This is a genomic window from Salinispora sp. CH2A1_6 (assembly GCF_056820975.1).
This window is the reverse complement of the sequence record NZ_JBXEDG010000003.1, coordinates 1,045,017-1,070,181: the sequence shown is the minus strand read 5'-3', so window position 1 is coordinate 1,070,181 and position 25,165 is coordinate 1,045,017. Positions and strand designations below refer to the sequence as shown.

Below are 25,165 nucleotides of genomic sequence, written 5' to 3'. Positions count from 1 at the left end.
CGAGGGGGGCAGTTCCGGCGGGTGAGAGATCCGTCACCGAGATCGATCTGAATCGGGCACGGGGGACGCCGGCCGCGGGAACGGCCGGATCAGGGGGTTTCGGTCGGCTCAGGAGTCCCGGTCGAGGCGGGCACCGTACTGCCGAGTGTCTCACCCGCGATACACCAATCAGCCCCGTCCCGGGTGACCGTGAACAGCAACGGGCGGACCAACGCCTCCGGACCGGAGGACACCGACACCGTCGCGCTGACCTCCTCGCCCCGCGGACCGGGCTCGACCTCGGTGATCTGCGCCTGCGACACCTCAAAATGGTCGGCGAAGTCCCCACTCGGTCCGGTGGCGACAGCGTCGAACGCCGGATGCATCACGGCACAGAACTGACTACGCCCGGCAGCCACGTCCTTGGCCGCTACCGCATCAAGGTACGCCTGCACCCGCTCCCGCGCCTTGGCCGCGCTCTCCACCGCGGGCGCCTCCTCGGCGGACTCCGTCGGCTCGTCTGCGCTGCAACCGAGGAGGGTCACCAGCAAACTCCCGCCGAGCACGCCGAGCCCCAGTCTCCGGTACGCCGTACGCATGCCACCTCCGAACGCCATGGATTCCGGCCGTCGACCGGCGAGTCTGTCACATCGGCCGGAGCGCCGGCCCCACCGACACGGGCGGGGAAGGAGCGTTCCGCGACCCCTCCCCCGCCCGTGTCGATCGGGTGTGGCCGCGGTGCTAACCGAGGCCACTCTCGATGGCGCTGATCAGCTCCCCGTCGGTCGTATCGCCGGAGAGCTCCCAGAAGAACGCGCCACCGAGGCCCTCGTTCTTCGCGTAGGTCATCTTGCCGCCGATGGTGGTCGGGGTGTCGTAGCTCCACCAGTTGTTGCCACACCTGGCGTACGCTGTGCCACCGACCATCCCGGTTACCGGACAGCTGTTCTTCAGAACCTTGTAGTCATCGAAGCCCGGTTCGTAGGTGCCGGGGGCGGGTCCGGTGGCGGTGCCACCCGGCGCGGTCTGGGTGACACCGGTCCAACCTCGACCGTAGAAGCCGATACCGAGCAGCAGCTTGTCGGCTGAAACCCCCTTGTTCTTGAGCTTCTGGATCGCCGCATCGGACCAGAAGCCTTGCTGCGGAATGCCAGAGTACGAGTAGAGCGGCGAGTGCGGAGCGGTCGGACCCTGCGGGCTGAAAGCGCCGAAGTAGTCGTAGGTCATCGCCATGATCCAGTCAAGGTTGGCCGCGGCGCCGGCGTAGTCGGCAGCGTCGATCCGACCTCCGTTGCTGGCGTCACCGGTGATCGCGGCGGTGACCAGGGCCGATGGACCAAATCGGGAACGGAGCGCGTCCACCACGTTCTTGAACGCAGCCGGCCCACTGGAGTCACAGGTGAGACCGCAGGCGTTCGGGTACTCCCAGTCGATGTCGATACCGTCGAAGACATCCGCCCAGCGCGGATCCTCGACCAGGTTGTAGCAGCTCTCGGCGAAGGCGGCCGGGTTCTGCGCCGCCTGGGTGAACCCACCGGACCAGGTCCAGCCGCCGAAGGACCAGACCACCTTGAGGTGCGGATACATCGCTTTGAGCTTGCGCAGCTGGTTGAAGTTTCCCCGCAACGACTGGTCCCATGTGTCGGCGACGCCGTCCACGCTGTCCGCCGCGGTGTACGCCTTCTCGTAGTCGGCGTAGCTGTCGCCGATCCCGCAGCGCCCACCGGCCGTCTTGCCGAACGCGTACATAATGTGGGTCAGCTTCGAGGCCGAGCCGCTGGTGTGGATGTTCTTCACGTGGTAGTTGCGGGCGTAGATGCCCCACTGCGTGAAGTAGCCAACGAGCTTGTGGTCACCATCTGGCGGTGCGGTGGTCGGCGTTGGCGGCGGCGCGGTCGTCGGAGGGGATGTGGTCGGGGGTGATGTGGTCGGGGGTGATGTGGTCGGGGGTGATGTGGTCGGGGGTGATGTGGTCGGCGGCGCGGATCCGCCGGAGCAGGCAGCACCGTTGATCGTGCAGTTCGTTGGCGCCCGATAGGGACCGGTCCCGTTGTACCCCCACCTGAAGCTGGCGCCTGGGGCGAGCGGCCCGGCCCAACTCTTCTTGACCGCGACGTAGTGGTTGCCGGTTCGGGTGACGTCGGCGTCCCAGAAAACGCCGATACTGGCCCCAGCGGGAAGATCGAACTCGATCCGCCAGGTACTCAGCGACTCATTCGAGCCATTGGTGACCGTCACCTCCGCCTGATGACCGGTCCCCCAGTCCTGCACCACGTCGAACGTGGCGGTGACGCTGCCGGCGCCGTACGCCGAGGCCATCGGGACAGTCGCGGCCGCCAGCACGACTACCACACCGGCCCAGAGAGCCCGGCGAAGTGATCTCTTCATGCAACACCCCTCAAACAGTTAGGAAACTTTTTTAATTGTTAATGAGACGTTACTCACAGGTTCGCAAATTCGTCAAGGCGTTCACGCGCATCACAACGGAAAATTCAGAATAGAACCGACGAACCGGCCATACTCCCTGTTGGGCAAATGCCGACACAACCACGGAAATATATACGGCTGAATCGAGATATATGATCTGAAAACAGTTTGCCGCGCGCGGAACGACGATCAGCGCGAAAGGGCCAACAGTCGCCACCCCAGCGCCCGTCCGCGGAGCGACCCGAGGACACCCGACACCGCCGGCATGCGCACTCCCCGCCACCGGCCGATTTCCAACGGTGGCGGTCGACAGGGACCCGCCTTTCCGCACCCACAGGAAGCCCTGCGCAGTACGCTACGGTTTGGCTCGCAGTGGAGTGACTGGTAAAATCCGGCTATCTGAGTGGCTATTCGCGATTGTCATGGTGGGTGGTCACGTCGGCACGCCGGAAGGCCGAGGACGCAGTTTTCGGCCCATGCGCGACAGTGCGACCCAGCGGAACATTTCGGGCTAGCCCACCGATCCGGCGACACGGGCCGAAAAAGGACGGCACATGCTGCATCACCCGGCCAGACTGCCCCCGCCTCGGCGGCCCACGATGGTGGATGTCGCGCGACGTGCCGGCGTGAGTCTGAAGACCGTCTCCCGTGTGGTCAACAACGAGCCAGCCGTCGGTCCCGAACTTGCCGAACGAGTCATGACTGCCATCTCCGAGCTGGGCTTCCGGCGCAACGACATCGCCCGAAATCTCCGATCCCGAGAGCTCAGCGCCACGATCGGCCTACTCATCGAAGAAATCGCCAATCCGTTCTACGCGACGGTCGCGGGTGTCGCGGCGGAGGTCGCGGCGGCACACCAGACACTGCTGATCACCGCCTCTTCGGAGGAGGATCCGGACCGCGAACGCACGCTGTTGCTGGAGTTGGTCCAGCGCCGGGTGGACGGCCTGCTCGTGGTTCCCGCCGGAACAGACCACTCCTTTCTTCGGCGGGAGGTGGAGATGGGCCTTCCGGCGGTGTTTATCGACCGACCGCCGGGGCAGCTCCTCGCCGATGTGGTCCTCCTGGACAACCAGGGCGGAAGTCGCGCCGGAATTCGCTCACTACTCGACGCGGGACACCGACGGATCGGCATTTTGCTGGGTTCCTTGAACGTATACACAATGCGGGAGCGGCTGGCCGGCGTACAGGCCGAGTTGTCGGGTTCCGGTATCGCGTACGACGAGGCGTTGGTACGGAGTGGAATAGAGGGCCCCGAGCAGGCCAGCCGGGCGGTGGCAGAGATGTCCGGCCTCGCCGACCAACCCACCGCCTTCTTCTGCGCCAACAACCGACTCACCCTCGGCGCGCTCCAGGAGCTTCATGGCCGAGGTAGCGATGCGGCGTTGGTCGGTTTCGACGATTTTGAACTGTCCCATCTGATGCCCCGACCGTTGACCGTCATCGCCTACGACCAACGTGAACTGGCGCGGATCGCGACGGAACGACTGTTCGAACGCATCGGTGGGGACCGGTCGTGGCCGTCAACCTCGGTCCTGCCGACGCAGTTGGTTCAACGGGGCCTGAGCTGACACCGACCCGCTCCGGGGTCTGCCGATCAGCACCCGGTGTCCGGCCGACGCTTCCGCCGGCCGGACCGAGATCGCTACGCTGGCCCCGGGGGGAACGCCGCGACGGCATCGGCGAGCGTGGGTGGATCAGCCCCCCGCCGGCCACAGGTGAGCGCGGCGATGGTGCTGGCCTGATGCAGCCCCTGGCGCCACTGACTCGGGGTAACGGCAGCGAGACGGGCACCGGGCTGATCACCAAGCGCACCGAAGTCCGCGAGGGCGGCGAGCAGGCCCCCGGTGAACGAATCGCCCGCACCGACGGTATCGACCACCTCGCCCCGCCGGGCTGGCTGTCGGTACATCGCCCCGTCCGGAGCCAGCAGACAACTGCCGGCAGCGCCGCGCGTCACCACCGCGCAGGCCACCCCGGCAGCCCGCCACTCGGCCATGACCTGTTCGATGGTGCGGTCCGGGTAGAGCCAGTCAAGGTCCTCCTCGCTCGCCTTGACAAGGTGCGCGGAGCGCACCTGCCGCTCGACCCGGCGCTGCTCCCCAATGCGGTCGGGGACGATGGTGGGGCGCAGGTTGAGGTCGATCGACAGGGTGAGCGCCCCGCGGTCTCGTTCCCGGACGAAGAGCTCTTCTACGACCGCCGCGCCCGGTGCCAGGGCGAGCGCCAGGGAGCCGGAGTGCAGAGCGGTCAGCCCGGTGTCGGCGAGGCTCGGTAGCTCGGTCGTGGTCCACTGCCAGTCGGCGGTCCCGGTCAGGTAGCACTGGTAGGTGGCCTGGCCGGAGTCGTCGAGCGTGGCGACCACCAGTGAGGTTGACTCAACCGCAGAAACCGCCCAGGTCAGGTCGACTCCGTTGGCGTGCAGGTGGCCCCGGATCCGCTGGCCGAAGCCGTCGTTACCGAGCCGAGCGAGCAGCCGAACCGGCTGCTCGAGCCGGGCCAGGGTGAGTGCGACATTGGCGGGTGAGCCGCCGGGCACGGCGCGGTAGCTACCGGCCGTGTCCTCCGCGACCAGGTCGATCAGCGCTTCGCCAACAACCGCGATCACCGGCCTACCTCCGCCTGATTCGTTCCCACGGGGGCGTACAGACCCGCGAGGCTGGGCTTGATCGGTGACTGGGACAGTAGGACGGCCTGGTACGCGTGGTAGACATCGGGGCGGCCCTGCCAGACCCGGTTCGCCGGCTGGTTCAGCTCGTCCAGCTCGTGGTGCCACTCTCCGGTCTTCGCATCAATGAGGTGGCGGAGAGCGTAGTCCCAGAAGATCTGGTACCAGTGCTCGTAGTAGTGGTCACCGGTGCGCCGCCACAGCGTCGCTGCCGCCCCGATCGCCTCGGCCAGCACCCAGTGCATCCGGGATCGAACCACTGGCCGGTCCGACCAGTCGAGGGTGTAGACAAATCCATCCGCCCCGTCCACCGACCAGCCACGGGTGACCGCTGCGGTGAAGAGCGCACGCGCGTCATCGAGAAGCCATCGGGGCGGCGCTACGAGCGCGGTCTCCAGGTGTAGCAGCAGTCGTGCCCACTCCAGCCAGTGCCCCACCGTGGACCCGTACGGCCGGAAGGGGTCCGCGGGCTGGTCGAGGTTGTAGTCCAGCTGCACCTCCCAGTCGGCGGTGAAGTGCTCGGGCAGCCGCCAGTCGTGTCGGGCGGCCACGTCGTGTACCAGGTGCTCACAGATCGCCAGCGCGCGTTGCCCCCAGCGACGGTCCCCGGTGACCTCACCGACGGCCAGGAACGCCTCAACCATGTGCATGCTGCTGTTCGCACCACGGTAGGGCTCCAGCTCGGAGAAGTCCCGGCTCCACGACTCCCGGGTCCGACCGGCGGTCTCGTCCCAGAACCGGTCGCCCACCACCGCGATCGCCTCGGCCAGGAGTTGGTCGGCACCGGGCCGACCCGCGCGGGTCGCGCTACTCGCGGCCAGTAGGACAAAGGCGTGCTCGTACGCGGACTTCCGGTCAGTGACCGGTTCCCCACCCAGCTCCACGGCGCTGAACCAACCGCCGTGCCGCGCGTCCCGCAGGGTACTGCGCAGCGTGGTGACGCCGTGGTCCACCGCGTCGGCGGTGTCGGAGATCTGTTGCAGATGCGCCAGGGCGAAGACGTGGGTCATCCGACAGGCGATCCAGGTGTGCAGCGGCTGGCGCGGGTCGGGTTCGCCACGCTCGCCCAACCACCAGAACCCGCCCTCGGGCCGAATCGAGGTGCGGGCGGCGCGCAGCAGCGCGTCGCGTTGGTTGGCGAGGAGCTGCTGATGGGCGGCGTCCGGATTCGGGCCGGTTTGCGTCGGCCGCCGGCCGGAGAGATGTTCGGTCATGTCAGCTCTTCACCGATCCCGCCATGAGGCCACCGATGAACCAGCGACCCAGGAATACGTAGACAACCAGCGTGGGCAGCGAGGTGATCAACGCCCCGGCCATTGAGGCCGCGTAGTCGGGGGACTGAGCTCCCGCGAGCGCATTGAGCGCGATCGTGATCGGCCCATTACGGGTATTGGAGAGGAAGATCGCGAACAGGTAGTCGTTCCACGCAGAGGTGAACTGCCAGATCACGGCGACCACGAAGCCCGGAATCGACACCGGCAGGATGATCGACCGGAAGGTACGGATGAGGCCCGCACCATCGACCCACGCAGCCTCGACCATCTCCACCGGCACCGTGGTGGCGTAGTAGTTACGGAAGATGAGCGTGCAGATCGGGATGCCGTAGACGCAGTGCACGAAGATCAGCGTAGGAATACCCGGCGCGATACCGAGGGTGCTGACCACGTCCCGCAACGGAATCATCACCGCCTGGTAGGGGATGAACATCCCGAACAGGATCAGGGTGAACACGATGTCCGCACCGGGAAACCGCCACCGGGACAGAACGAAACCGTTCGCCGCGCCGAGCAGCGAGGAGATCAACGCGACCGGAATGGCGAGCTGGAAGGTCCGTACAAACGACGGGCCCAGGGCCGCCCACGCTTTGGCCCACGATTCGGTGCTCCACTGCTCGGGCAGATTCCACTGCCCGTTCACGCCGATGTCAGAGCCGGACTTGAAGCTGGTCACGACGAGGACGTACGCCGGCATCAGAACGATGAGCAGGAAGAGCAGCAGCAGGCAGTACCGGAGAGTACGCCCGATCACGCCAGTGGTGGGGCCGCCACGCTTTCGGGGCGGCGCCGCGACGGCCGGTGGGGGCGTCCGCCGAGGGGTCGTGGTGGTCACGAACGTCGCTCCGTTCTCATCGTCTGCACCAGGTAGGGCACGATGACCAGCGCGACCAGCAACAACAAGATCACCGAGATCGCCGAGGCCTTGGCGTAGTCACTGGTCAGCAGGGTCTGCCAGACGTAGACGGCCGGCACCTCGGTCAGCCACTGGGCACCGGAGACAGACATGATCAGGTCAAACATCTTCATGGACATGTGCCCGACGATGATCAACGCGGTGAGTGCCACCGGAGTCAGCTGCGGAAAGAGGACCCGCCGGTAGAGCTGGAAGGTGCTGGCACCATCGACCGCCGCCGCCTCGCGAAGCTCCGCCGGGATGCCGCGGAACCCAGCCAGGAACAGCGCCATGACATAGCCGGAGAGCTGCCAGATCGCCGGGACCGCCATGGCGACCATGCCCCATTCCGGGTCAGTCCACCAAGGGTTTTGCAGGAAGCCGAGATTCAGCTGCCCGAAGATCGCGTTCAGGCCACCAGCGTCGTCGCCCTGCCCGGAGTTCATCAGCCATCGCCAGACCACACCGGAGGCGACGAACGAGACCGCCATGGGAAACAGGTAGACGGTCCGGAACAGCCCCTCGGCCCGGACCCCGCGCTCCAGGAGAAACGCCCAGAGCAGGCCCAACAGCATCGTGCCGAGCAGGAAGACGACGGTAAAGATCAGCAGATTCCGCAGTGAGTGCAGGAACCGGCCGTTGATGTCGTTGGTGAACAGGTCGACATAGTTACTCAGGCCGACGAATCCGTCCGACTCGGCGGCGGTGTGCCGATCCGACATCGAGACCTTTATCGTCCAGCCAATGAGGCCGTAGACGAACACTCCAAGCAGGAGTAAGGAGGGGGAAATCAGCAGAAGGCCGGGTCCCCATCGCCGGACGCGAGTAAGCATGGCAGATTCCTGGTGGGTTCGGACGGACGGGTGTCAACCGGGACCGGTAACCGCACGGCCGAGCGAGAGCGCCAGCCGTGCGGTTACCGAACTGCGAGCCGTTCTAGTTCTTGCCGAGCGCGGCGGCAGCGGACATCGCCTTCTGCAGTCCCGCCACGTCCTGGTCGCTGGAGAACTTGCCGATCGCGGAGTTCGCCGCCTCGACGGCGCCCTGCGAGCAGGCCGCACCGTGGGCGCAGGACGGGACCTGCGTGCCGGTCTTCCACGCCTGGATGGCCGACTGCTGGTAGGCGGGGTAGTCGGCCTCGGTGACGTCGGTGCGGGCGGGGATGGAGCCCTTCTTGATGTTGAACGCCTGCTGCCCCTCAGCGCTGCCGACGGTCTTCAGCCAGCACTTGGTGCCCTCGGGGTTCTTGGCACCCTGCGGCAACACGAAGGAGTCGGCGAGCCACTGGAAGGTGTCCCCGTTGCCTGGGAACGCGATGTGGTCGAAGTCGGTGAAACCCTTGGTCTCGAAGTCGCTCGGCGCCCAGTCCCCCATCAGGAAGAAACCGGCCTTGCCGTCTATGAGGAGCTTGCCGGCGTCGGTCCAGTCGTAGGTGTCGCGGTCCGCGTTGGTGTAGCTGAGCAGCCGCTTGTAGTTCTCCAGGCCCTGGGTGACCTCGGGGCTGTTCCAGTCGGTCGCACCGGTCCAGAGACCGGTGAAGCTCTCCGGGCCGAGGTCACTGATCAGGACCGCCTCCAGCAGCATCAGCTGGGACCAGTCCTTGCCAATCGCGAGCGGCGCGCTGATGCCCGCGGTCTTGAGCGTGTCGAGCGCGGCGAAGAGGTCGGCCAGCGTCGTCGGCGCGGCCGTGACACCGGCATCGGCCAGGACCGACTTGTTCGTCCAGAGCACGTTCGACCGGTGGATGTTCACCGGCACCGAGTAGACCTTGCCGTCCACGCTGAGGTTGTCGAACAGTCCCGGCGGCAGCGCCTCGGTGAGGCCCCACTCCTCGTACAGGGCGCTGAGATCCTCGATCTGGCCGGCCGCGATGTAGTCCGACAGCGCGGCACCGGCGTGGGCCTGGAAGGTATCCGGCGCGTCGCCCTGCTGGAGCCGGGAGGCCAGCACCTGCTTGGCGTTCGAACCGGCGCCGCCCGCCACCGCCCCATTCACAAACGAGTAGTCACACTGCTCGTCAAAGGCGGTGACCAGACCGTCGAGGCCAGCCTTCTCGCCCCCGTCGGCCCACCAGGTGAAGACCTCCACCTCCTGGTCGGCCCCGCTGTCGGCACCACCGCAAGCGGCGGGCGACAGCAACGCGAGCGCCCCGACCGCGGCGACGGCCGCCCTACGCATCCTGCCCATGCTTCCTCCCGCTGGGGATGACATCGTTGTCTGAGAGCCACCACACTTTCGCTGCGCCCAGTTTTCGTCAACATCAGCCCAGCTACGAAAAAGTAACGATGACATCACGAGACGACCCGTCAAAAACTACTTAACTCTCCTATTACAGCCACTCCGACGCGACGATCATGAATTGCGCCGCCGGAGGCTCCCCCGAGACGATCACCAACCTATTGACAACGTTGTCTCCTGCCGACACGCTTTCTCCGACCCTCAAGCGTGACCCCCCGCACGCTTGACGACCCCCTGGAGGATCACGTGGGCAGACACCGGCGGGCGATCGCCACCGTGCTCGCGGTTGGCCTGGCGATACCGGGCACCCAACTGCCAGCAGCGGCGGCACCGTCGCTCGACACCAACTTCTTCTCCTCGTTCGATTCCGACGATTCACATCCGACATGGACCAACACCGTAGAAACCGACGCGGCCGGAAAACCCAAGATGTCCGGCGTCACCGGAAATCCAGATTCCGGCGGAATCCCCGGCAACATCAATGACACGATCGCCGAGGTAACCGCCAACGGCGACAACCCGCCCAACGAAACCGTCCGACGGGTAATCGACAATGACCCGTCCACCAAGTGGCTGGTCTTCGAGCCCACCGGCTGGGTACAGGCCCAGCTCGAGGCGCCTGCGACGGTGGTGCACTACGCGCTCACCTCCGCCAACGACGTACCGGAGCGGGACCCGCAGGACTGGGAGCTACAGGGGTCGACCGACGGCGACACCTGGGTCACCCTCGACGCCCAGACCGGGCAGGACTTCCCCGAACGGTTCCAGACCAAGGAGTACCGGTTCAGCAACAACACCGAGTACTCGCACTACCGCCTGGACATCACGGCCAACCACGGCGCAGACATCGTCCAGCTGGCGGATCTCCAGCTCTCCGACGGCGACACCACCCCCAAGCCGCCGACACCGATGTACAGCGTCGTTGACAACGGGCCCGCGGGAAGCCCCACCGCCAAGGCCAACGCCGGCTGGAGCGGCGAACACGCGCTGCGCTACTCGGGGGGACAGACCGTCGACGGACGCGGCTACGCCTACAACAAGATCTTCGATGTTGCCATCGACGTCACCGCAACCAGCGAACTGTCGTACCTGATCTTCCCCGAGCTGACCCAGGGCGATCTCGACTATCCGAGCACCTACGCCGCGGTCGACCTGGCCTTCGACGACGGCACCTACCTCAGCGACCTGGACGCGGTTGACCAGTACGGCTTCGGTCTACACCCATCGAAGCAGGGGACCACCAAGTCGCTCTACGCCGACCAGTGGAACAGCAAACGATCGTCCCTCGGTGAGGTGGCCGCGGGGAAGCGGATCGATCGGATTCTGATCGGGTACGACAGCAATATCGGCCCCGGCACCTTCCGGGGCTGGGTGGACGACATCCGAGTGACCGGGAGCCCCGAGCGCCCCGCCTACGACCGGCTCTCCGACTACGCGTTGACCACCCGTGGGACGAACTCCACCGGAGACTTCTCCCGGGGAAACACCTTCCCGGCGACCGCGGTGCCGCACGGCTTCAACTTCTGGACGCCGATGACCGACGCCGGCTCGAACAGCTGGGTCTACCAATACCAACGGGACAACAACGCCGACAACCGGCCGACGATCCAGGCGTTCACCGCCAGCCACGAGCCCAGCCCATGGATCGGTGACCGGCAGACCTTCCAGGTCATGCCCGCGGCCACCAGCGACAAACCGAACGCCGACAGAACGGCGCGGGCGCTGGCCTTCCAACATGTCAACGAGACCGCCAAGCCCCACTACTACGGCGTGACCTTCGACAACGGGCTCAAGACGGAGATCACTCCCACCGATCACGCTGCGATGTTCCGCTTCACCTTCACCGGTGACCGGGGCAACCTGATCTTCGACAACCTCAACAACCAGGGCGGCCTGACCCTCAACCCCGACGGCACCGTTACCGGCTACTCCGACACCCGGCTGGGCAGCGGCGCCACCCGGATGTTCGTCTATGGCACGGTGGACCGCCCCGTCGTCGCCCACGGTGGGTTGACCGGTGGCGGTGGCGACGACGTGACCGGCTACCTTGCCTTCGACACCACAACGTCGAAGGTCGTAACGCTGCGGATCGCCACCTCGCTGATCTCCCTCGACCAGGCTCGAAAGAACCTGGCGCTGGAGATCGCTGAGGACGACACCTTCGACACCATCCGCGCCCGCGCCCAGGACCTCTGGGATGACAAGCTCGATGTCATCGAGGTCGAAGGTGCTACCGACGAGCAGCTCGTGACCCTGTACTCCAACCTCTACCGGCTCTTCCTCTACCCAAACTCCGCACATGAGAACGTCGGAACGGCAACCGCTCCGGTGTGGAAGCACGCGGTGCAGTCGTCCACCTCGAGCACCCTGCCACCGGGGACCACACCAACCGAGACCGGCGCGGACGTGGTAGCGGGGAAGGTGTACGTCAACAACGGCTTCTGGGACACCTACCGCACCACCTGGCCGGCGTACGCGCTGTTCAGCCCCACCACCGCCGGTGAACTCGTTGACGGCTTCGTCCAGCAGTACCGGGACGGTGGTTGGGTGTCGCGGTGGTCGGCCCCCGGCTACCGGAACCTGATGACCGGCACCAGCTCGGACGTCTCGTTCGCCGACGCGTACGTCAAGGGGGTGCGCAACTTCGACGTGCGGGCCGCGTACGACGCGGCCGTGCGCAATGCCACCGTCGTGCCACCCGGGAACGCCAACAACAGCAGCGTCGGCCGGAAGGGCCTACCTGAATCGATCTTCCACGGGTACACCTCGACCGCGGTCTCCGAAGGCGTCTCCTGGGCGCTGGAGGGCTACATCAACGACTTCGGTATCGCGAACATGGCCGCCGAGCTCGCCGAGGACCCGGAGACCCCGGAAGCCGACCGGGCCCGCTACCGGGAGGAGGCGGAGTACTTCCGCAGCCGGGCGCTGAACTACACGCACACCTTCGACCCGGCGATCGGGTTCTTCCAGGGACGCGACGCGTCCGGGCGGTGGAAGTCGACGCCCGAGACGTACGAGCCGCACGTGTGGGGGCACGAGCACGACTACACCGAGACCAACGGGTGGAACTTCGCCTTCCACGTCCCGCACGACGGCGAAGGCCTCGCCAACCTGTACGGAGGGCGGGAGGCACTGGCCGAGAAGCTGGACGAGTTCTTTGCCACGCCGGAGACGGGGACCTTCCCCGGCTCGTACGGCCGGATCATCCACGAGATGCGGGAGGCGCGGGACGTCCGGATGGGCATGTGGGGTTTCAGCAACCAGGTGTCGCACCACATTCCCTGGATGTACAACTACGCCGGCCAGCCGGCCAAGACGCAGAAGATCGTACGAGAGGTGCTGTCCCGGCTGTACATCGGCAGTGAGATCGGCCAGGGGTACGCCGGCGACGAGGACAACGGTGAGACCTCGGCGTGGTACCTGTTCAGCGCGCTGGGCTTCTACCCGCTCCAGGTGGGTAGCGAGAACTACGTGATCGGCTCACCGCTGTTCACGAAGGCCACCGTGCACCTGGATAACGGTAAAAAGATCGTCGTCAACGCGCCGAACAACAGCGCCGACAACGTTTACGTGCAGGGCCTCAAGGTCAACGGCACGCCACACCACCAGACCTCGATCTCACACGAGGTGCTGGCCGGTGGCGCGGTGCTGGACTTCACCATGGGCTCGCAACCGTCTTCCTGGGGCAGCGGCGAAGCGGACCTCCCCCCGTCCCTCACCCCCTCCGGTGCGACCCCCCGGCCGATGTCCGACATCGCGGTGACCGGTGGTCCCGCGGCGCTGGCCGACAACACCTCCACCACCTCGGCTCCGGTGGCGGCGCCGGTGCAGTGGGCGGTGGCGGGCGCCCCGGAGCGGGTCACCCACTACACCCTCACCTCGGGTCCGGACACCGGGACCGACCCGGTGGGCTGGCAACTGCAGGGCTCCTACGACGGAGACACCTGGACCACCATCGACAGTCGTGCCGCTGAGGAGTTCACCTGGCGACTGCAGACCCGGTCCTTCGCCGTAGACCGGCCCGGGCGGTACCTGCACTACCGGCTCACGCCCGAGGGCGGCGACTCCGTCCCCGTCCTTGCCGAGGTCGAATTGCTCGCCACGACCTCCCCCTCGTGTACGAAGACGGTGAGCGGCACCGTCAACGGACCGCTGAAGGTCGACTCCGGGGTGACGTGCCTGTCCGAGGCAACCGTCAACGGGCCGGTGACGGTGCGATCCGGTGCCGCGCTCCACGCGGTCGACTCGACCATCTCCGGTCCGGTCGCCGCCAACGGGGCCGAGGCGGTGGTGCTCCGGGAGGTGCAGCTCGGAGGGCCGCTGACGGTGTCCCACGTGATCGGCGAGGTGAGCATCGAAGGCACCACCGTCGCGGGACCGGCGGTCCTGACGCGGAACCAGGCGCCGGTGATCGCGGCGGCGTCGGTCGGCGGGCCCCTGTCGTGCTCCCGCAACATCGTCGCGCCCACCGACAACGGGGTGCCGAACTCGGTACAGGGACCTGCCTCCGGGCAGTGTAGGGACCTGTAAAGATTCCGGGGTCGGCCGCTGGCACAGCGGCCGACCCCGCTGCCGGCCCCGAGGGTGACCCTCGGGGCCGCTCCCGTCCCGGCGGCACTCGGCACGGCCGGCCTGCTCCCGGTGCGGCGTCCCACCGCTGCGTTGCCGCTCAGTCGGCTTGGGCGGCCAGTTCCCCGGCCCGGTCCCGGGCCGCCTCCAGGGCGGCCAACAGCGCCGCCCGCACCCCGTGCTTCTCCAACTCGCGGACGGCGGAGATGGTGGTGCCGGCGGGCGAGGTCACCGCCTCCCGCAGCTTGACCGGGTGCTCGCCGGAGTCGCGCAGCATGACCGCCGACCCGATCGCGGTCTGCACGATCAACTCGTGGGCGACCTGCCGGGGCAGGCCGAGCAGGATGCCCGCGTCGACCATCGCCTCCACCAGCAGGTAGAAGTATGCCGGCCCGGAACCCGACAACGCGGTCACCGCGTCCTGCTGCGACTCGGGGACCCGTAGGGTCCCGCCGAGTGGGGTGAACATCTCCTCGGCCAGGGCCAGGTGCGCGGCGGTGGCGTGCTCTCCGGCGGAGATCGCCGACATCGCCTCGTCAACCAGAGCCGGAGTGTTGGTCATCACCCGCACCACCGGGGTGCCGGCGGCCAACCGCCGGCTGAAGAAGCTGGTGGGCAGGCCGGCGCAGAGCGAAATGACCAGCTTGTCGGCCGGAATCTTGGGGCCGATCTCGTCCAGCAACGCCGCCGCATCCTGCGGCTTGACCGCGATCGCGAGCACCTCGGCCTCGGCCACCGCGGTGTGGTTGTCAACCACCCGTACGCCGTAGCGGAGGGCCAGTTCCTCGGCCCGCGCCTGCCGCCGGGTGGTGGCCAACAGCCGCTCCGCCGGCCACCCCGAGCGCAGCAGGCCGGAGAGCACCAGCTCGCCGATCTTGCCAGCCCCCATGACCGCGACCGGGTGCACGGTTTCCGCCATCGGCCGTACCTCTTCCCGCGTAGGCCGGTGCGCGGTGGGCTGCGGCCCACCGCGCACCGGTTGAACGATCAGCTACCGAAGAAGACCTCGGCCTCGGCGTACCGCTCCAGCGGCACGGTCTTCAGCTCGCGGGTGGCCTCGGCCAGCGGCACGCGGACAATGTCCGTGCTCTGCATCGCCACCATCTTGCCCCAGTCGCCCTCGTGCACCGCGTCGATCGCCTGGAGACCGAGCCGGGTGGCGAGCACCCGGTCGAAGGCGGTCGGGGTACCCCCGCGCTGGATGTGGCCGAGCACGACGGTACGGGCTTCCTTGCCGGTCTTGGCTTCGAGCTGCTCGGCAAGCCACTGGCCGACGCCCCCGAGGCGGACGTGGCCGAAGGCGTCCAGCTCCTGGTTGTGCAGGACCATCTGCCCCTCGAGCGGGTGGGCACCCTCGGCGACCACGACGATCGGGGCGTACTGGTGCTGGAAACGCTTCTCGACGTAGCCGGCGACCTGGTTCACGTCGAACTGCCGCTCCGGCAGCAGGATCACGTTGGCGCCACCGGCGAGACCGGCGTGCAGGGCAATCCAGCCAGCGTGCCGGCCCATCACCTCGACCACCAGGGTGCGGTGGTGGCTCTCGGCGGTGGTGTGCAGCCGGTCGATCGCCTCCATCGCGATGTTGACCGCGGTGTCGAAGCCGAAGGTGTAGTCGGTGGCGCCGAGGTCGTTGTCGATCGTCTTCGGCACGCCGATCACGTTGACGCCGAGTTCGTGCAGCTTGGTGGCGACACCAAGGGTGTCCTCGCCGCCGATGGCGATCAGCGCGTCAACGCCCTGCGCGGCGAGGTTTTCCTTGATCCGCTCAACGCCGTTCTCAATCTTGAACGGGTTGGTCCGGGAGGAGCCCAGGATCGTACCGCCACGCGGCAGGATCCCCCGCACCTCCGCGATTCCCAGTGGGCGAGAAAGCCCCTCGAGCGGGCCCTTCCAGCCATCCCGGAAGCCCACGAACTCGTGACCGTAGTTGGCCACGCCCTTCCGAACGACCGCCCGGATGACCGCGTTGAGACCGGGGCAGTCGCCGCCGCCGGTGAGCACGCCGATACGCATGATCTGCTCATCCTCCTGGGAACATTGGGTAAAAGCCCGGTTAAGCCCCAGGATATGTGTCGAAACAGACCATCGGCGCCATTGCCGGCCCGGGGCGGGCCGTCATTGCGAACTGTAGTCCCGTCCGGTATGCGCCGACACCGCACCCCGGCTACCAAGCGGTAGGCAGGCCCGGGAGCGGACCTGATCAACGTCGACCCGACCCTGTCCGACCCGACCCTGTCCGACCCGTCCCCGTCCGACCCGATCCTGTCATGGCCTGCCACCGAGCCAGGTTGTGCCGCGCGTCCACCAGCGCATCATGCCGAGCCGCGTCCGCGTCCGGCAGCGGCGGACGACCCCGGTCATCCCAGAGCTGACGCAGGTCCTTGGTGAAGCGCGGGATCTGACGAGGCAGCGCCGTCATCGCCCCCCACAGCTGCGCCAGCGACACGTGGTCGTACGCCGCGTACCACGCCCACAGCTCCAGCTGCTCGCCGGGACGACCCCGGACCGGTTCCAACAGGAACTCCTCCAGTTCGTCCCGGATCCGCGCGCGGGACCGCCACGCCCGATCCGCCGGCGACGGCAACTGACTCAGCACATTACGACGCACCCAGGGCACCGCCCGGGAGTCGTCGAACTCGGTGGAGACGGCGTAGAAGTCACGGCCGTACTCATCGACGACGCCGATCGACACCAGGTCGATGGTGCGGCCATCCTCGATGAACTCGCAGTCATAGAAGTAGCGATAAACCATCACCGCCATCCTGGCGTATGCCGTCATGACCGGACCGGGGTGGGTGCCGCCGGCCCGAGCGCTCCGCGTCATCGCAGGTCAGAACTGGTATCGGATAGGTCTCGAAGGTCACGCAAACGAATTGAGGGGTGTACAGCAAGCGACCAGGCCGTCATGATCTGATGTGTACCGCTACCGGAGGCGTCGGAGCACCTTGGCAGTCCCTGTCAGGTTCACCCGGTGAGCGAGTCAGGGGTCCTTGACCGGGGGAGGGGTTGGGCCGTGGAGGTGCGCCTACCGGAGCCGGGTGACGCGCTCACGGGCGTCGAGATGTTCGCCGGCCTCGAACCAGAAGCCCGGCAACGAGTAATCGCGGCGGCGGTGCCCCGCACCTACCGCAAGGGACAGCTGCTCTTCGTGGAGAACGACCCGGGCGAGTCCCTGATCGTGCTACGCCGCGGCGCGGTGGCCGTCTTTCGCACGGCTCCCACCGGCGAGCGGGCAGTGCTGTCGGTGATCCGGCCACCGGAGGTACTGGGCGAGGTCTCACTGCTGGACGCCTCCACCCGGTCGGCATCCGCCGAGGCCATCGAGGACTGCGCGGCCCTCGCCCTGTCCCGGGGCGCCTTCATGGAGCTGGTGCACTCAAACCCGCGCATCCTTGACGCGGTGATGCGCTCCCTCGGCAGCCTGATCCGCCGGCTCACCGAGCAGAACGCCGACCATGTCTTCCTCGATCTGCCCGGAAGGGTGGCCAAGACGCTGGTCCGCCTGGCCGGTGAAAGCCAGGCGCCCATGATCACAATCGAGCTCAACCAGAGCCAGCTCGCCGAGATGGCCGGCGGCTCCCGGCAAAGCGTCAACCAGGCGATCGGCTCCTTCGCCAGCCGAGGCTGGCTGCGCACCGAGGGCCGCCGGATCGTGGTGACCGACGTGGCGTCGCTGCGTCGCCGCGCCGGCATGAGCGAGCGCTGACGGCACGTACGATCGGGGTCGGGGCGGGCGATCGGCCCCGACCGGGGTGCGCCCCGGCGACCGTTCCGATCGCAAGACGCGACCGAACGCACTCCCGCAACCGGTCCCCGGCGTGTCACGATTCAAGGCACGGCGGGCACAGACGCCGAGAGGCTTCGGGAGCGCGCCCCGGGCGCGCGATGAGGAGGTTGTCCGGTGTCAGCGGGTGGGGCCCGCCGGGGACGGCGGGACAACGGGATCGACGCAAGCGAGTACGCGGTCGCCGGTGATGTGGATCCCCGGGTGGGTGAGCATCTTCTGGACGTGCTCGCCGCCGGCGGCATCGCCGCCTACCTACAACCCTCGGCCGACCTCAACCCGGTCACCCGCACCACCACAGTCCCGCCCCGGCCGATCGACCGGCTGTACGTGGACCGCTTCCACCTGCGAACCGCTCGGGACTACCTGACCCAGCTCGCCGACGAAGGCGCCACCGACCGGACCCGGGACAATGAACCCGACATCGAGGCCGAATGGGCACGGATAGTCGCCGGGTTCCACACCACCTCCGCCAGCGGTGGTGACAACCGGTGGCCCGCCGCAGAGGACGTGGACGAGGATCGGGCCGGCCGGACCTCCACCGACACCCGGCGACTGCCCTACGCGGCGGACGTCTCCGGCGTCTCCGTCAGCCAGGGGCGGGAGGAGCCATCGCTCCTCGACGGGTTGGACACCTTCGGCGCGGACCTGCCCGACGACGACGAGGAGGCAGAGCGGTACACGCCACCCCCGCCCCCACCGTTGCCCCGCATCTCCAAGTACGCCGCGCTCGGCATCCTGGCCATCGTGGTCGGCTTCCTGCTCTTCCTCTACCCGTCGCTGCTTCCGGTGGACCCGGGGATTGTCACCCTGCTCGGCTTCACCGGCATCCTTGCCGGCTTCGTCACCCTGGTTTGCCGGCTCCGCCCCGGCGACCGGGACGAACACGACCCGGACGACGGCGCCGTCGTCTGATCTGACCTGGGCGTCCCGGCCCCCAGCACGCAGCCACACCCCCGTCGGCGCGCCCACCGCGGCGCGCCCACCGGCTGTGGGCGCCCACCGGTCACACACCGGTCACGGTCGCCCACCGGTCCCGGATCGCCCCACCGGTTACGGCCCGCCCGGGCCACCCCGAAGCTGAGGCGTAACATTGGTGTAACTTACGGTTAGTAGGAATACTGTTGTCCGTCATTCCCCCTCCGCCGGCTGCCGGCCCTGTCCCCCTCTTGCGGCGGTCTCCGGCAGATCGGAACGCCGAAGTGCGACAGAGTTCCCTGGTGGTGGTCGCCAACCGCCTCCCCATCGACGACAGTACGGCGCCCGACGGTGCCTGCGAGTGGCGCCGCCGCCCCGGCGGCCTGGTCAGCGCCTTGCACTCCCCGCTACGGCAGACACCCGCCACCTGGGTGGGGTGGGCGGGTGGCACCGGGCCGGCACCGGCGCTGCCCGACGTTGACGGGGTCCGAATGCACACGGTGCCGCTCACCGCCGACGACCTGCGTGACCACTACGAGGGCTTCGCCAACGCCACGCTCTGGCCGCTCTACCACGACGCCGTCGAACAGCCGGAGCACCACCGCCGCTGGTGGGAGGCGTACCAGCGGGTCAACCAACGGTTCGCGACAGCCGCCGCCGAGGTGGCCGAGCCCGGCGCCGTGGTCTGGGTACAGGATTACCACCTACAACTCGTACCCGGCCTGCTCCGGGCGCTCCGTCCGGACCTGCGAATCGGCTTCTTCCTCCACGTGGCGTTCCCGCCGCCGGAGCTGTTCATGCAGCTCCCCCGGCGAGCCGAACTCCTGCGGGGAATGCTCGGTGCCGACCTCGTCGGCTTCCAGCGGGCCCAGGCGGCACACAACTTCGCCCAACTCGCCGACCGGGTGCTCGGGCTGCCCGCCACCGACCACCGAATCGCCGTTGACGGCCGGATCGTCCGCATCGGTTCGTTCCCGGTCTCCATCGACACCGCCGAGATGGCCGCCCTGGCCGACCGGCCCGAGGTCGCCGACCGCGCCAGCAGGCTTCGCCGTGACCTGGGCAGCCCGGAACACGTGATCCTCAGCGTCGATCGGATGGACTACACCAAGGGCATCGAGCAGCGCCTCAAGGCGTACAGCGAGCTGATCGCCGACGGACACGTCAAGGTACAGGACACTGTCCTGCTCCAGGTGGCGGTGCCCAGCCGCGAGCGGGTGGGGCAGTACCAGATCCTCCGCAGACGGGTCGAGCGCGAGGTTGGCCGGATCAATGGCGAATTCGGCCGCGTCGGCGAGCCGGCCATCCACTACCTGACCCAGCCCTTCGACCGCACCGAGTTGGCCGCGCTCTACCGGATCGCGGACGTGATGGCGGTGACCCCGCTCCGGGACGGCATGAACCTGGTCGCCAAAGAGTACGTAGCCGCCCGGGTAGACGACACCGGCGCGCTGCTGCTCAGTGAGTTCGCCGGCGCCGCCGCCGAGCTACCCCAGGCGTACCTGGTGAACCCGCACGACCTGGAAGGCCTCAAACAGGGCCTGCTCGCGGCGCTGCGGGCCCGGCCGGATCAGGTCCACGAGCGGATGCGGAAGATGCGGACGCACCTGCGCCAGCACGACATCCACGCCTGGGCTCGCTCCTACCTGGCCGCTCTGGACCAGGACAGCGCCCTGCTCAGTCGACTCGGTACGACCCGCTGACCGACCCGCCCGGGCTCAGCCGACGGACGGTTCCTTCTCCAGCCAGTCGAGGATCGCGTCGATCGGTTCCCGCCACCCGGCGTCCAGCATCAGGTCGTGGCCCATGCCGGGGAAGAGCAGCGGGGCCGAGGCGTACCGTCGGGCAGCCCGGGTGAGCGCCGAGCGCGGCACAATCCGATCCTCCGGGCTACCGAGCACCAACACCGGTGGGTCGCCCACAGCCGGCTCGGGCTCCCGTCCGAACAGTAGCTGCCACTGGGCACGTCGGGCGGGGCGGCCCAGCCGGGACAGGTGCCGCCGCGCCTCATCACGGGGCAGTTCCGGACCGAACAACTGGGCGCGGCTGCACCGCAGCCGACCGCCGACGAGCGCCGGCAACGTACCCACGGGGTTGCGGCGCAGCGCCGTAACCGCCGTTGCCCAACCCCCGAAGACCGGGGCCACCATCACGGCGGCGCGGGCTGGATAGCGGGCCAGGGCGTGCGCAACCACCAGCGCCCCAGCGCCATGCCCGACCAGCACCGCCCGGCGGGGCAGCCCCGCGGCCACCTGCACCACGTCATGGGCGTACGCCCGCAGCGTGGCCTCCGGCGCCGGCCCACTGCCAGACTGCCCACGCAGACTCAACGCGTACCCGGAGAAGCCGCGCTCGACGGCGTGCCCCAACCAGTGCTCGGCGAACGCCCAGGCGCCGTGACCGAAGCCAGGGACGAACAACAGCGGCGGCCGGCCCTCATCCAGCCCGGGGACGGCCTCGAGCACCTCGCGCCGAACCGGACGGACCGGGCGAGCCCACTCCCGCCCCCGGATGACCCGTACCTGCTGGCTCACCGGGTAAGCCCTCCGCTCGCGACTGCGGGGCTCGCAAGCTCGCTCCTCGCACTCACCACGCCCACCCTCCGCTCGCGACTGCGGGGCTCGCAAGCTCGCTCCTCGCACTCACCACGCCCACCCTCCGCTCGCGACTGCGGGGCTCGCAAGCTCGCTCCTCGCACTCACTTGGCCGCCAGGTCGTGCAGGGCGCGCTGCAGTGCGCCCAGGTAGTCGGCGTGACCGACCTCGAACCAGTGCCGGCTGCTCTCCTTGACCGGCCCCGCGTAGCGCTCCCCCGCCCACGCGGTCACCGTGGCGGCGAAGGCCGCCGCCTTGCTGGGCCGGGTCTCCCGCAGTCGCAGCAACCGGGCAAAGAGCACGCTCTGCCAGTGGGACAGCGGGAAGATACCGGAATCCGGCTGCACCAGGCCGGCCACGGCGAGGGTCGGATGATTCGGCACAAAGGCGTTGAGCCACAGCGCCGGACGCCCGGCCCCGCCATCGTCGCCAAGGATCTTCGGGTCGAGAAACTCGAACCGGGGCAGGTAGCCGGTGGCGAAGACGACCAGCTCCGGATCGACCTGCCGGCCGTCCGCCAACTCGACGGAGTCCGAGTGGAAGCGGACGGCGTCCGGCACCGGAGTGACCCGGCCATGGCCCAGATAGTAGACAAGCTGACTGTTCACGATCGGATGCGTCTCCAGCATCCGGTGGTCGGGCTGCGGCAGACCGAGACGGGTCAGATCCCCCACAACCACCCGGAGGAGGCGGTGAAAGAGCCACTGGCGGAGCCGCCGGGGCAACCGCAGCGCCAGCAACAGGTCGTTGAGCTGGTCAGCCGGACGGCCGAGGAGATACTTCGGTGCGTACCAGTAGCCACGGCGCGTGGAGTGCCAGCAGTGGGCGGCCTGCTGGGCTGCCTCGGCGGCGATGTCGCAGCCGGTGTTGCCGGCACCGACCACCAGCACCCGCCTGCCCCGCAACTGCGCCGGATCCTGGTAGGACGAGGCGTGCATGACCTCACCGCGGAACTCGGCAAGGCCCTCGTAGTTGGGCAGCTTCGGCGACCAGTTGTGGCCGTTGGCGACCACAACCGCGGCATACCGGGAGGTCCGTACCGGTCCGTAGCCGCCGGTGCTGCGGGTCGTGACGTCCCACCGGTCGCCAGCCACCGGCTCAACCCGCACCACCTCCGTGCCGAACCAGACGTGCCGGCGCAGGTCGAAGTGGTCCGCATACCGCTCGAGGTAGGAGAGCAACTGACTGTGATGCGGGTAGTCCGGCCAGTCGTCCGGCATCGGGAAATCGGGGAACTGGGTTAACGGACGCGACGAGATCAGGTGGGTGCTGGCGTAGACCGGGCTGCGGTCGTGCCGCCAGTTCCACACCCCGCCGACTCCGGTCTCCCGCTCGTAGCAGTCGACGCCGAACCCGTGCTCGGTCAGATTCTTGATCGCGGTCAACCCACTCGGGCCCGCCCCGATCACGCAGACAGTCTCACCGCGGTCGGAGACGGAGCGGCCGTCACGGTTCGGGTCGAGGGCGCTCGACGCCGGGTCGGGCCCGCCGTGATCGGTGGAGGTGGTCACCGAGGCATCTCCTTAGGTGCGGCACGGATGCCAGGTCGCGCAGCATCCTGCCCACATCGGATGCACAATGTCCAGCCCGGCCCGGCCCGGCGTCGGCCCGCGTCCTAGCGCTGACGGGCGAGGTCGGCAGCGCCGATGAGACCAGCGTCGTTGCCGAGCTTGGCGGGACAGACCTCCGCCACCGGCAGCCGGCCCCGCTGCGCGAGCGCCTCGGTGAAGGCGGAGCGAGCCGGTCCCAGCAGCAGATCGCCGGCTTCGACAACGCCACCGCCGACCACCAATACCTGTGGGTCCAGGATCTGTGCCAGGTCGGCGAGGCCGTTGCCGAGCCAGTGGCCGACCTGGGCGAAAGCCTCGGTGGAGACCGGGTCGCCGTCCTGTGCCGCGGCGGTGACCATCCGACCGGTGATCGCGTCAACGTCGCCACCGGCGCACGCCAGCAGGGCGGTAGCGCGGTGCGGTTCCTGGCGGGCCGCGGCGCGGGCGAACCGCACCAGGGCGCTTCCGCTGGCGTACTGCTCGATGCAGCCCAGCCGGCCGCAGCCGCACTGGTGCCCGTCCGGCACGCTGAGCATGTGTCCCAGCTCGGCAGCGATGCCGTGCGCGCCACGCACCAACTCGCCGCCGAGCACGATGCCGCCGCCGACCCCGGTGCCGATGGTGAACATGACCATCGAGTCCTCGGCATCGCGGGCCGCGCCGTAGCGGAACTCCGCCCAGGCGGCCACGTTGGCGTCGTTCTCCACGATCACCGGCAGGTTGGTGGCTCCGTTGACGAACTCGCGCAGCGGCTCGTCCCGCCAGGCGAGGTTCGGGGCGAAGAGCACAGTCGAACGACTGGCGTCGATCCAGCCGGCCGCCCCGATGCCGACACCCTCGATCGCCCGGCCCTCCGCCAGTTCTCGGATCACCTCAACGATGAGGTCGCAGGTCTTGCCGACGTCATCCGCGGGAGTGTCCCGTCGGGTCTGCACGAGCACCGTGCCCGTGTCGTCCACGACGCCGGCTGCGACCTTCGTGCCACCGACGTCCACTCCGATGGTCAGCGTCACCGCTGCCACTCCCCTCTGCTGTGCTGCCCGACCCGGGGCGTCGCGCCGGTCGGGTCGGGGGTGCTGGGTCAGGCCCCTCGGGCGCTCTCGCCCAGGTCGCCGGGTGCCCGCGCGGCGGGCACGACGGGACGGTCAGCCATCGCCGGCACCTTCTCTGTCGCGGCCGACCCGGCGGCGTTGCCGGGCGGTGCGGCGGCCGGGACGGGGGCCTCCTCCGCCCGAGTCGCGGCGGACCAGGCATCCCCCTCGGGCGCCGACGGAGAATCATGCCTGCTCCGGGTAGCCGCCTGCCACACCGGGGTTGGCCTCCCCGATGCCGCGGCTTCCGGGGTGGGGTCCGCCGCCGAAGTGGGGGCCGGCTGCGCCGAGGCGAATGCTCGGAGCAGGCTCGCCACTCCGGCAGCCAGATCACCGGCTCCGGTGGCGAGCCGCTCGGCAAATTCCGGACTCGGGTCCCGTAAGGCGACAATCGCCCGACAGAGCGGGCAGATGCAGCATTCCGCCGTACCGGTCGACATACCGGCACCGGTCGAGCTCCCCGCGTGACCGAGAACACTCGAGACGACGCCACCGAGCGGACCCCAGGAGGTGCCACCCTCCGCGCCGGCCGCGGCGAGCCGCACCGCGGCCAACAGGGTCGCGACCAGTCGTTCCGCCTCTTCCCGGGCCGAACCCGGATCCGTTGCCGCCATGATCGGCTCCTCTACCGCAAACGGCCGCGTCACTGCGGCACGTCAGATGCTTTCTACCCGGCGCTTGAGCTGCTTCAACGCAGCTTCCATGATCATTCTCTCCGCCTTGCGGCGAAACATGCCAAGCATTCCGACCGACAGCTCGACCTCCAGCGTGTACGTCACCGTGGTCGTGCCGTCGGCGTTGCCCACCAGGTCGTACGAACCGCGCTGGGTGCGCTGCATTCGAGAGGGCGCCGCCAAGTGCCACCCGATCCGGCTGAGGTCGTCTGCGTACTCGTAGACCAGCACATACTCGTCCACCAGAACTCCGGCGTCGAGGGTGAACCGCACCTGACGGGCAGAGCCGTCGGCGTACTCCTCCAGGACCTCCACCTGCCGCAACGCATCGGTCCACTCGGGGTAGCTCGGAAGGTCACAGATGACCGCCGCCACCCGTTCCGGTGCCGCACCGATCGTGATCGACTGCGTGGAGGAGTCCGCCATGGGGGGAGGCTACCCGGCGATGTGACGAACCTGTCTGCACCACCCTCGGCGCCGGACGGGTAGGTTGCGACTGAG

At 68.4% G+C, this 25,165-nt stretch carries 20 protein-coding genes; 5 read left to right on the top strand and 15 right to left on the bottom strand.

Translation table 11 applies throughout. The features are described 5' to 3' along the window. Positions 1 to 89: 89 nt before the first annotated feature. Entirely contained in the window at positions 90 to 578 is a 489-nt protein-coding gene (locus tag AC1UKG_RS09940; RefSeq protein ID WP_026271238.1) for a hypothetical protein, read from the bottom strand. A 142-nt stretch (positions 579 to 720) separates the two neighbouring features. Then, complete coding sequence (locus tag AC1UKG_RS09935; protein ID WP_482642674.1) at positions 721 to 2,367, bottom strand: glycosyl hydrolase family 18 protein; 1,647 nt, start codon at positions 2,365 to 2,367, stop codon at positions 721 to 723. Between the two features lie 593 nt (positions 2,368 to 2,960). Here AC1UKG_RS09935 and AC1UKG_RS09930 point away from each other — a divergent pair. Beyond that, positions 2,961 to 3,977 carry a LacI family DNA-binding transcriptional regulator gene (locus AC1UKG_RS09930; protein WP_018742866.1) on the top strand — a complete coding sequence of 339 codons (1,017 nt, stop codon included), beginning with the start codon at positions 2,961 to 2,963 and terminating at the stop codon, positions 3,975 to 3,977. 74 nt (positions 3,978 to 4,051) lie between these two features. Here AC1UKG_RS09930 and AC1UKG_RS09925 read toward each other — a convergent pair whose 3' ends face one another. From AC1UKG_RS09925 to AC1UKG_RS09905, 5 genes are all read right to left on the bottom strand, one after another. Beyond that, positions 4,052 to 5,014, bottom strand: coding sequence for a carbohydrate kinase family protein (locus AC1UKG_RS09925; protein WP_018742867.1), 963 nt, complete (start codon positions 5,012 to 5,014; stop codon positions 4,052 to 4,054). Next, complete coding sequence (locus tag AC1UKG_RS09920; RefSeq protein ID WP_018742868.1) at positions 5,011 to 6,288, bottom strand: AGE family epimerase/isomerase; 1,278 nt, start codon at positions 6,286 to 6,288, stop codon at positions 5,011 to 5,013. The genes AC1UKG_RS09925 and AC1UKG_RS09920 overlap by 4 nt, the downstream gene beginning before the upstream one ends. A gap of 1 nt (position 6,289) precedes the next feature. Then, positions 6,290 to 7,183, bottom strand: a complete 894-nt coding sequence (locus AC1UKG_RS09915) for a carbohydrate ABC transporter permease (protein ID WP_018813718.1) — start codon at positions 7,181 to 7,183, stop codon at positions 6,290 to 6,292. Beyond that, positions 7,180 to 8,076 carry a carbohydrate ABC transporter permease gene (locus AC1UKG_RS09910; protein WP_026271240.1) on the bottom strand — a complete coding sequence of 299 codons (897 nt, stop codon included), beginning with the start codon at positions 8,074 to 8,076 and terminating at the stop codon, positions 7,180 to 7,182. The genes AC1UKG_RS09915 and AC1UKG_RS09910 overlap by 4 nt, the downstream gene beginning before the upstream one ends. Before the next feature lie 103 nt (positions 8,077 to 8,179). Next, entirely contained in the window at positions 8,180 to 9,421 is a 1,242-nt protein-coding gene (locus tag AC1UKG_RS09905) for an ABC transporter substrate-binding protein (RefSeq protein WP_018742871.1), read from the bottom strand. Positions 9,422 to 9,727: 306 nt separating this feature from the next. On the opposite strand from AC1UKG_RS09905, the gene AC1UKG_RS09900 reads away from it, so the two are divergent. After that, a complete protein-coding gene (locus AC1UKG_RS09900; protein WP_026325155.1) occupies positions 9,728 to 14,011 on the top strand; it encodes a GH92 family glycosyl hydrolase in 4,284 nt (1,427 codons plus the stop codon). A 139-nt stretch (positions 14,012 to 14,150) separates the two neighbouring features. Here AC1UKG_RS09900 and proC read toward each other — a convergent pair whose 3' ends face one another. The 3 genes from proC to AC1UKG_RS09885 all read right to left on the bottom strand — a co-directional run bounded on the left by proC (position 14,151) and on the right by AC1UKG_RS09885 (position 16,805). Continuing rightward, the gene (gene proC, locus AC1UKG_RS09895; RefSeq protein WP_018742873.1) at positions 14,151 to 14,969 is read right to left on the bottom strand and encodes a pyrroline-5-carboxylate reductase; all 819 of its coding nucleotides are present in this window, start codon (positions 14,967 to 14,969) and stop codon (positions 14,151 to 14,153) included. 68 nt (positions 14,970 to 15,037) lie between these two features. Continuing rightward, positions 15,038 to 16,066: a 6-phosphofructokinase gene (locus AC1UKG_RS09890; protein WP_018730685.1), complete on the bottom strand. Its 1,029-nt coding sequence runs from the start codon at positions 16,064 to 16,066 to the stop codon at positions 15,038 to 15,040. Between the two features lie 187 nt (positions 16,067 to 16,253). Then, positions 16,254 to 16,805 carry a polyadenylate-specific 3'-exoribonuclease AS gene (locus tag AC1UKG_RS09885; RefSeq protein WP_482642486.1) on the bottom strand — a complete coding sequence of 184 codons (552 nt, stop codon included), beginning with the start codon at positions 16,803 to 16,805 and terminating at the stop codon, positions 16,254 to 16,256. A 261-nt stretch (positions 16,806 to 17,066) separates the two neighbouring features. On the opposite strand from AC1UKG_RS09885, the gene AC1UKG_RS09880 reads away from it, so the two are divergent. The 3 genes from AC1UKG_RS09880 (at position 17,067) to AC1UKG_RS09870 (ending at position 20,458) form a co-directional block, all read left to right on the top strand. After that, on the top strand, positions 17,067 to 17,759 hold the full coding sequence (locus AC1UKG_RS09880; RefSeq protein ID WP_012014480.1) for a Crp/Fnr family transcriptional regulator: 693 nt from the start codon (positions 17,067 to 17,069) through the stop codon (positions 17,757 to 17,759). A 195-nt stretch (positions 17,760 to 17,954) separates the two neighbouring features. Beyond that, on the top strand, positions 17,955 to 18,752 hold the full coding sequence (locus tag AC1UKG_RS09875; RefSeq protein WP_018742875.1) for a DUF308 domain-containing protein: 798 nt from the start codon (positions 17,955 to 17,957) through the stop codon (positions 18,750 to 18,752). Between the two features lie 287 nt (positions 18,753 to 19,039). Then, positions 19,040 to 20,458 (top strand): trehalose-6-phosphate synthase, encoded by a 1,419-nt coding sequence (locus tag AC1UKG_RS09870; RefSeq protein WP_018742876.1) that lies wholly within the window; start codon positions 19,040 to 19,042, stop codon positions 20,456 to 20,458. 15 nt (positions 20,459 to 20,473) lie between these two features. On the opposite strand, the gene AC1UKG_RS09865 is transcribed toward AC1UKG_RS09870, so the two are convergent. The 5 genes from AC1UKG_RS09865 to AC1UKG_RS09845 all read right to left on the bottom strand — a co-directional run bounded on the left by AC1UKG_RS09865 (position 20,474) and on the right by AC1UKG_RS09845 (position 25,090). Beyond that, complete coding sequence (locus AC1UKG_RS09865) at positions 20,474 to 21,289, bottom strand: alpha/beta fold hydrolase (protein WP_018742877.1); 816 nt, start codon at positions 21,287 to 21,289, stop codon at positions 20,474 to 20,476. A 164-nt stretch (positions 21,290 to 21,453) separates the two neighbouring features. After that, positions 21,454 to 22,860 carry a flavin-containing monooxygenase gene (locus tag AC1UKG_RS09860; RefSeq protein ID WP_482642485.1) on the bottom strand — a complete coding sequence of 469 codons (1,407 nt, stop codon included), beginning with the start codon at positions 22,858 to 22,860 and terminating at the stop codon, positions 21,454 to 21,456. A gap of 104 nt (positions 22,861 to 22,964) precedes the next feature. Further along, positions 22,965 to 23,921 carry an ROK family glucokinase gene (locus AC1UKG_RS09855; RefSeq protein WP_018742879.1) on the bottom strand — a complete coding sequence of 319 codons (957 nt, stop codon included), beginning with the start codon at positions 23,919 to 23,921 and terminating at the stop codon, positions 22,965 to 22,967. 59 nt (positions 23,922 to 23,980) lie between these two features. Continuing rightward, complete coding sequence (locus AC1UKG_RS09850; RefSeq protein WP_018813722.1) at positions 23,981 to 24,604, bottom strand: hypothetical protein; 624 nt, start codon at positions 24,602 to 24,604, stop codon at positions 23,981 to 23,983. Between the two features lie 42 nt (positions 24,605 to 24,646). Beyond that, positions 24,647 to 25,090 (bottom strand): SRPBCC family protein, encoded by a 444-nt coding sequence (locus AC1UKG_RS09845; RefSeq protein ID WP_018742881.1) that lies wholly within the window; start codon positions 25,088 to 25,090, stop codon positions 24,647 to 24,649. Positions 25,091 to 25,165: the final 75 nt, after the last annotated feature.

Coding starts and splice junctions, on each gene's coding strand:
- AC1UKG_RS09940 (WP_026271238.1), bottom strand. CDS start 578: ATGCGTACGGCGTACCGGAGACTGGGGCTCGGCGTGCTCGGCGGGAGT.
- AC1UKG_RS09935 (WP_482642674.1), bottom strand. CDS start 2,367: ATGAAGAGATCACTTCGCCGGGCTCTCTGGGCCGGTGTGGTAGTCGTG.
- AC1UKG_RS09930 (WP_018742866.1), top strand. CDS start 2,961: ATGCTGCATCACCCGGCCAGACTGCCCCCGCCTCGGCGGCCCACGATG.
- AC1UKG_RS09920 (WP_018742868.1), bottom strand. CDS start 6,288: ATGACCGAACATCTCTCCGGCCGGCGGCCGACGCAAACCGGCCCGAAT.
- AC1UKG_RS09910 (WP_026271240.1), bottom strand. CDS start 8,076: ATGCTTACTCGCGTCCGGCGATGGGGACCCGGCCTTCTGCTGATTTCC.
- AC1UKG_RS09905 (WP_018742871.1), bottom strand. CDS start 9,421: ATGCGTAGGGCGGCCGTCGCCGCGGTCGGGGCGCTCGCGTTGCTGTCG.
- proC (WP_018742873.1), bottom strand. CDS start 14,969: ATGGCGGAAACCGTGCACCCGGTCGCGGTCATGGGGGCTGGCAAGATC.
- AC1UKG_RS09890 (WP_018730685.1), bottom strand. CDS start 16,066: ATGCGTATCGGCGTGCTCACCGGCGGCGGCGACTGCCCCGGTCTCAAC.
- AC1UKG_RS09885 (WP_482642486.1), bottom strand. CDS start 16,805: ATGGTTTATCGCTACTTCTATGACTGCGAGTTCATCGAGGATGGCCGC.
- AC1UKG_RS09850 (WP_018813722.1), bottom strand. CDS start 24,604: ATGGCGGCAACGGATCCGGGTTCGGCCCGGGAAGAGGCGGAACGACTG.
- AC1UKG_RS09845 (WP_018742881.1), bottom strand. CDS start 25,090: ATGGCGGACTCCTCCACGCAGTCGATCACGATCGGTGCGGCACCGGAA.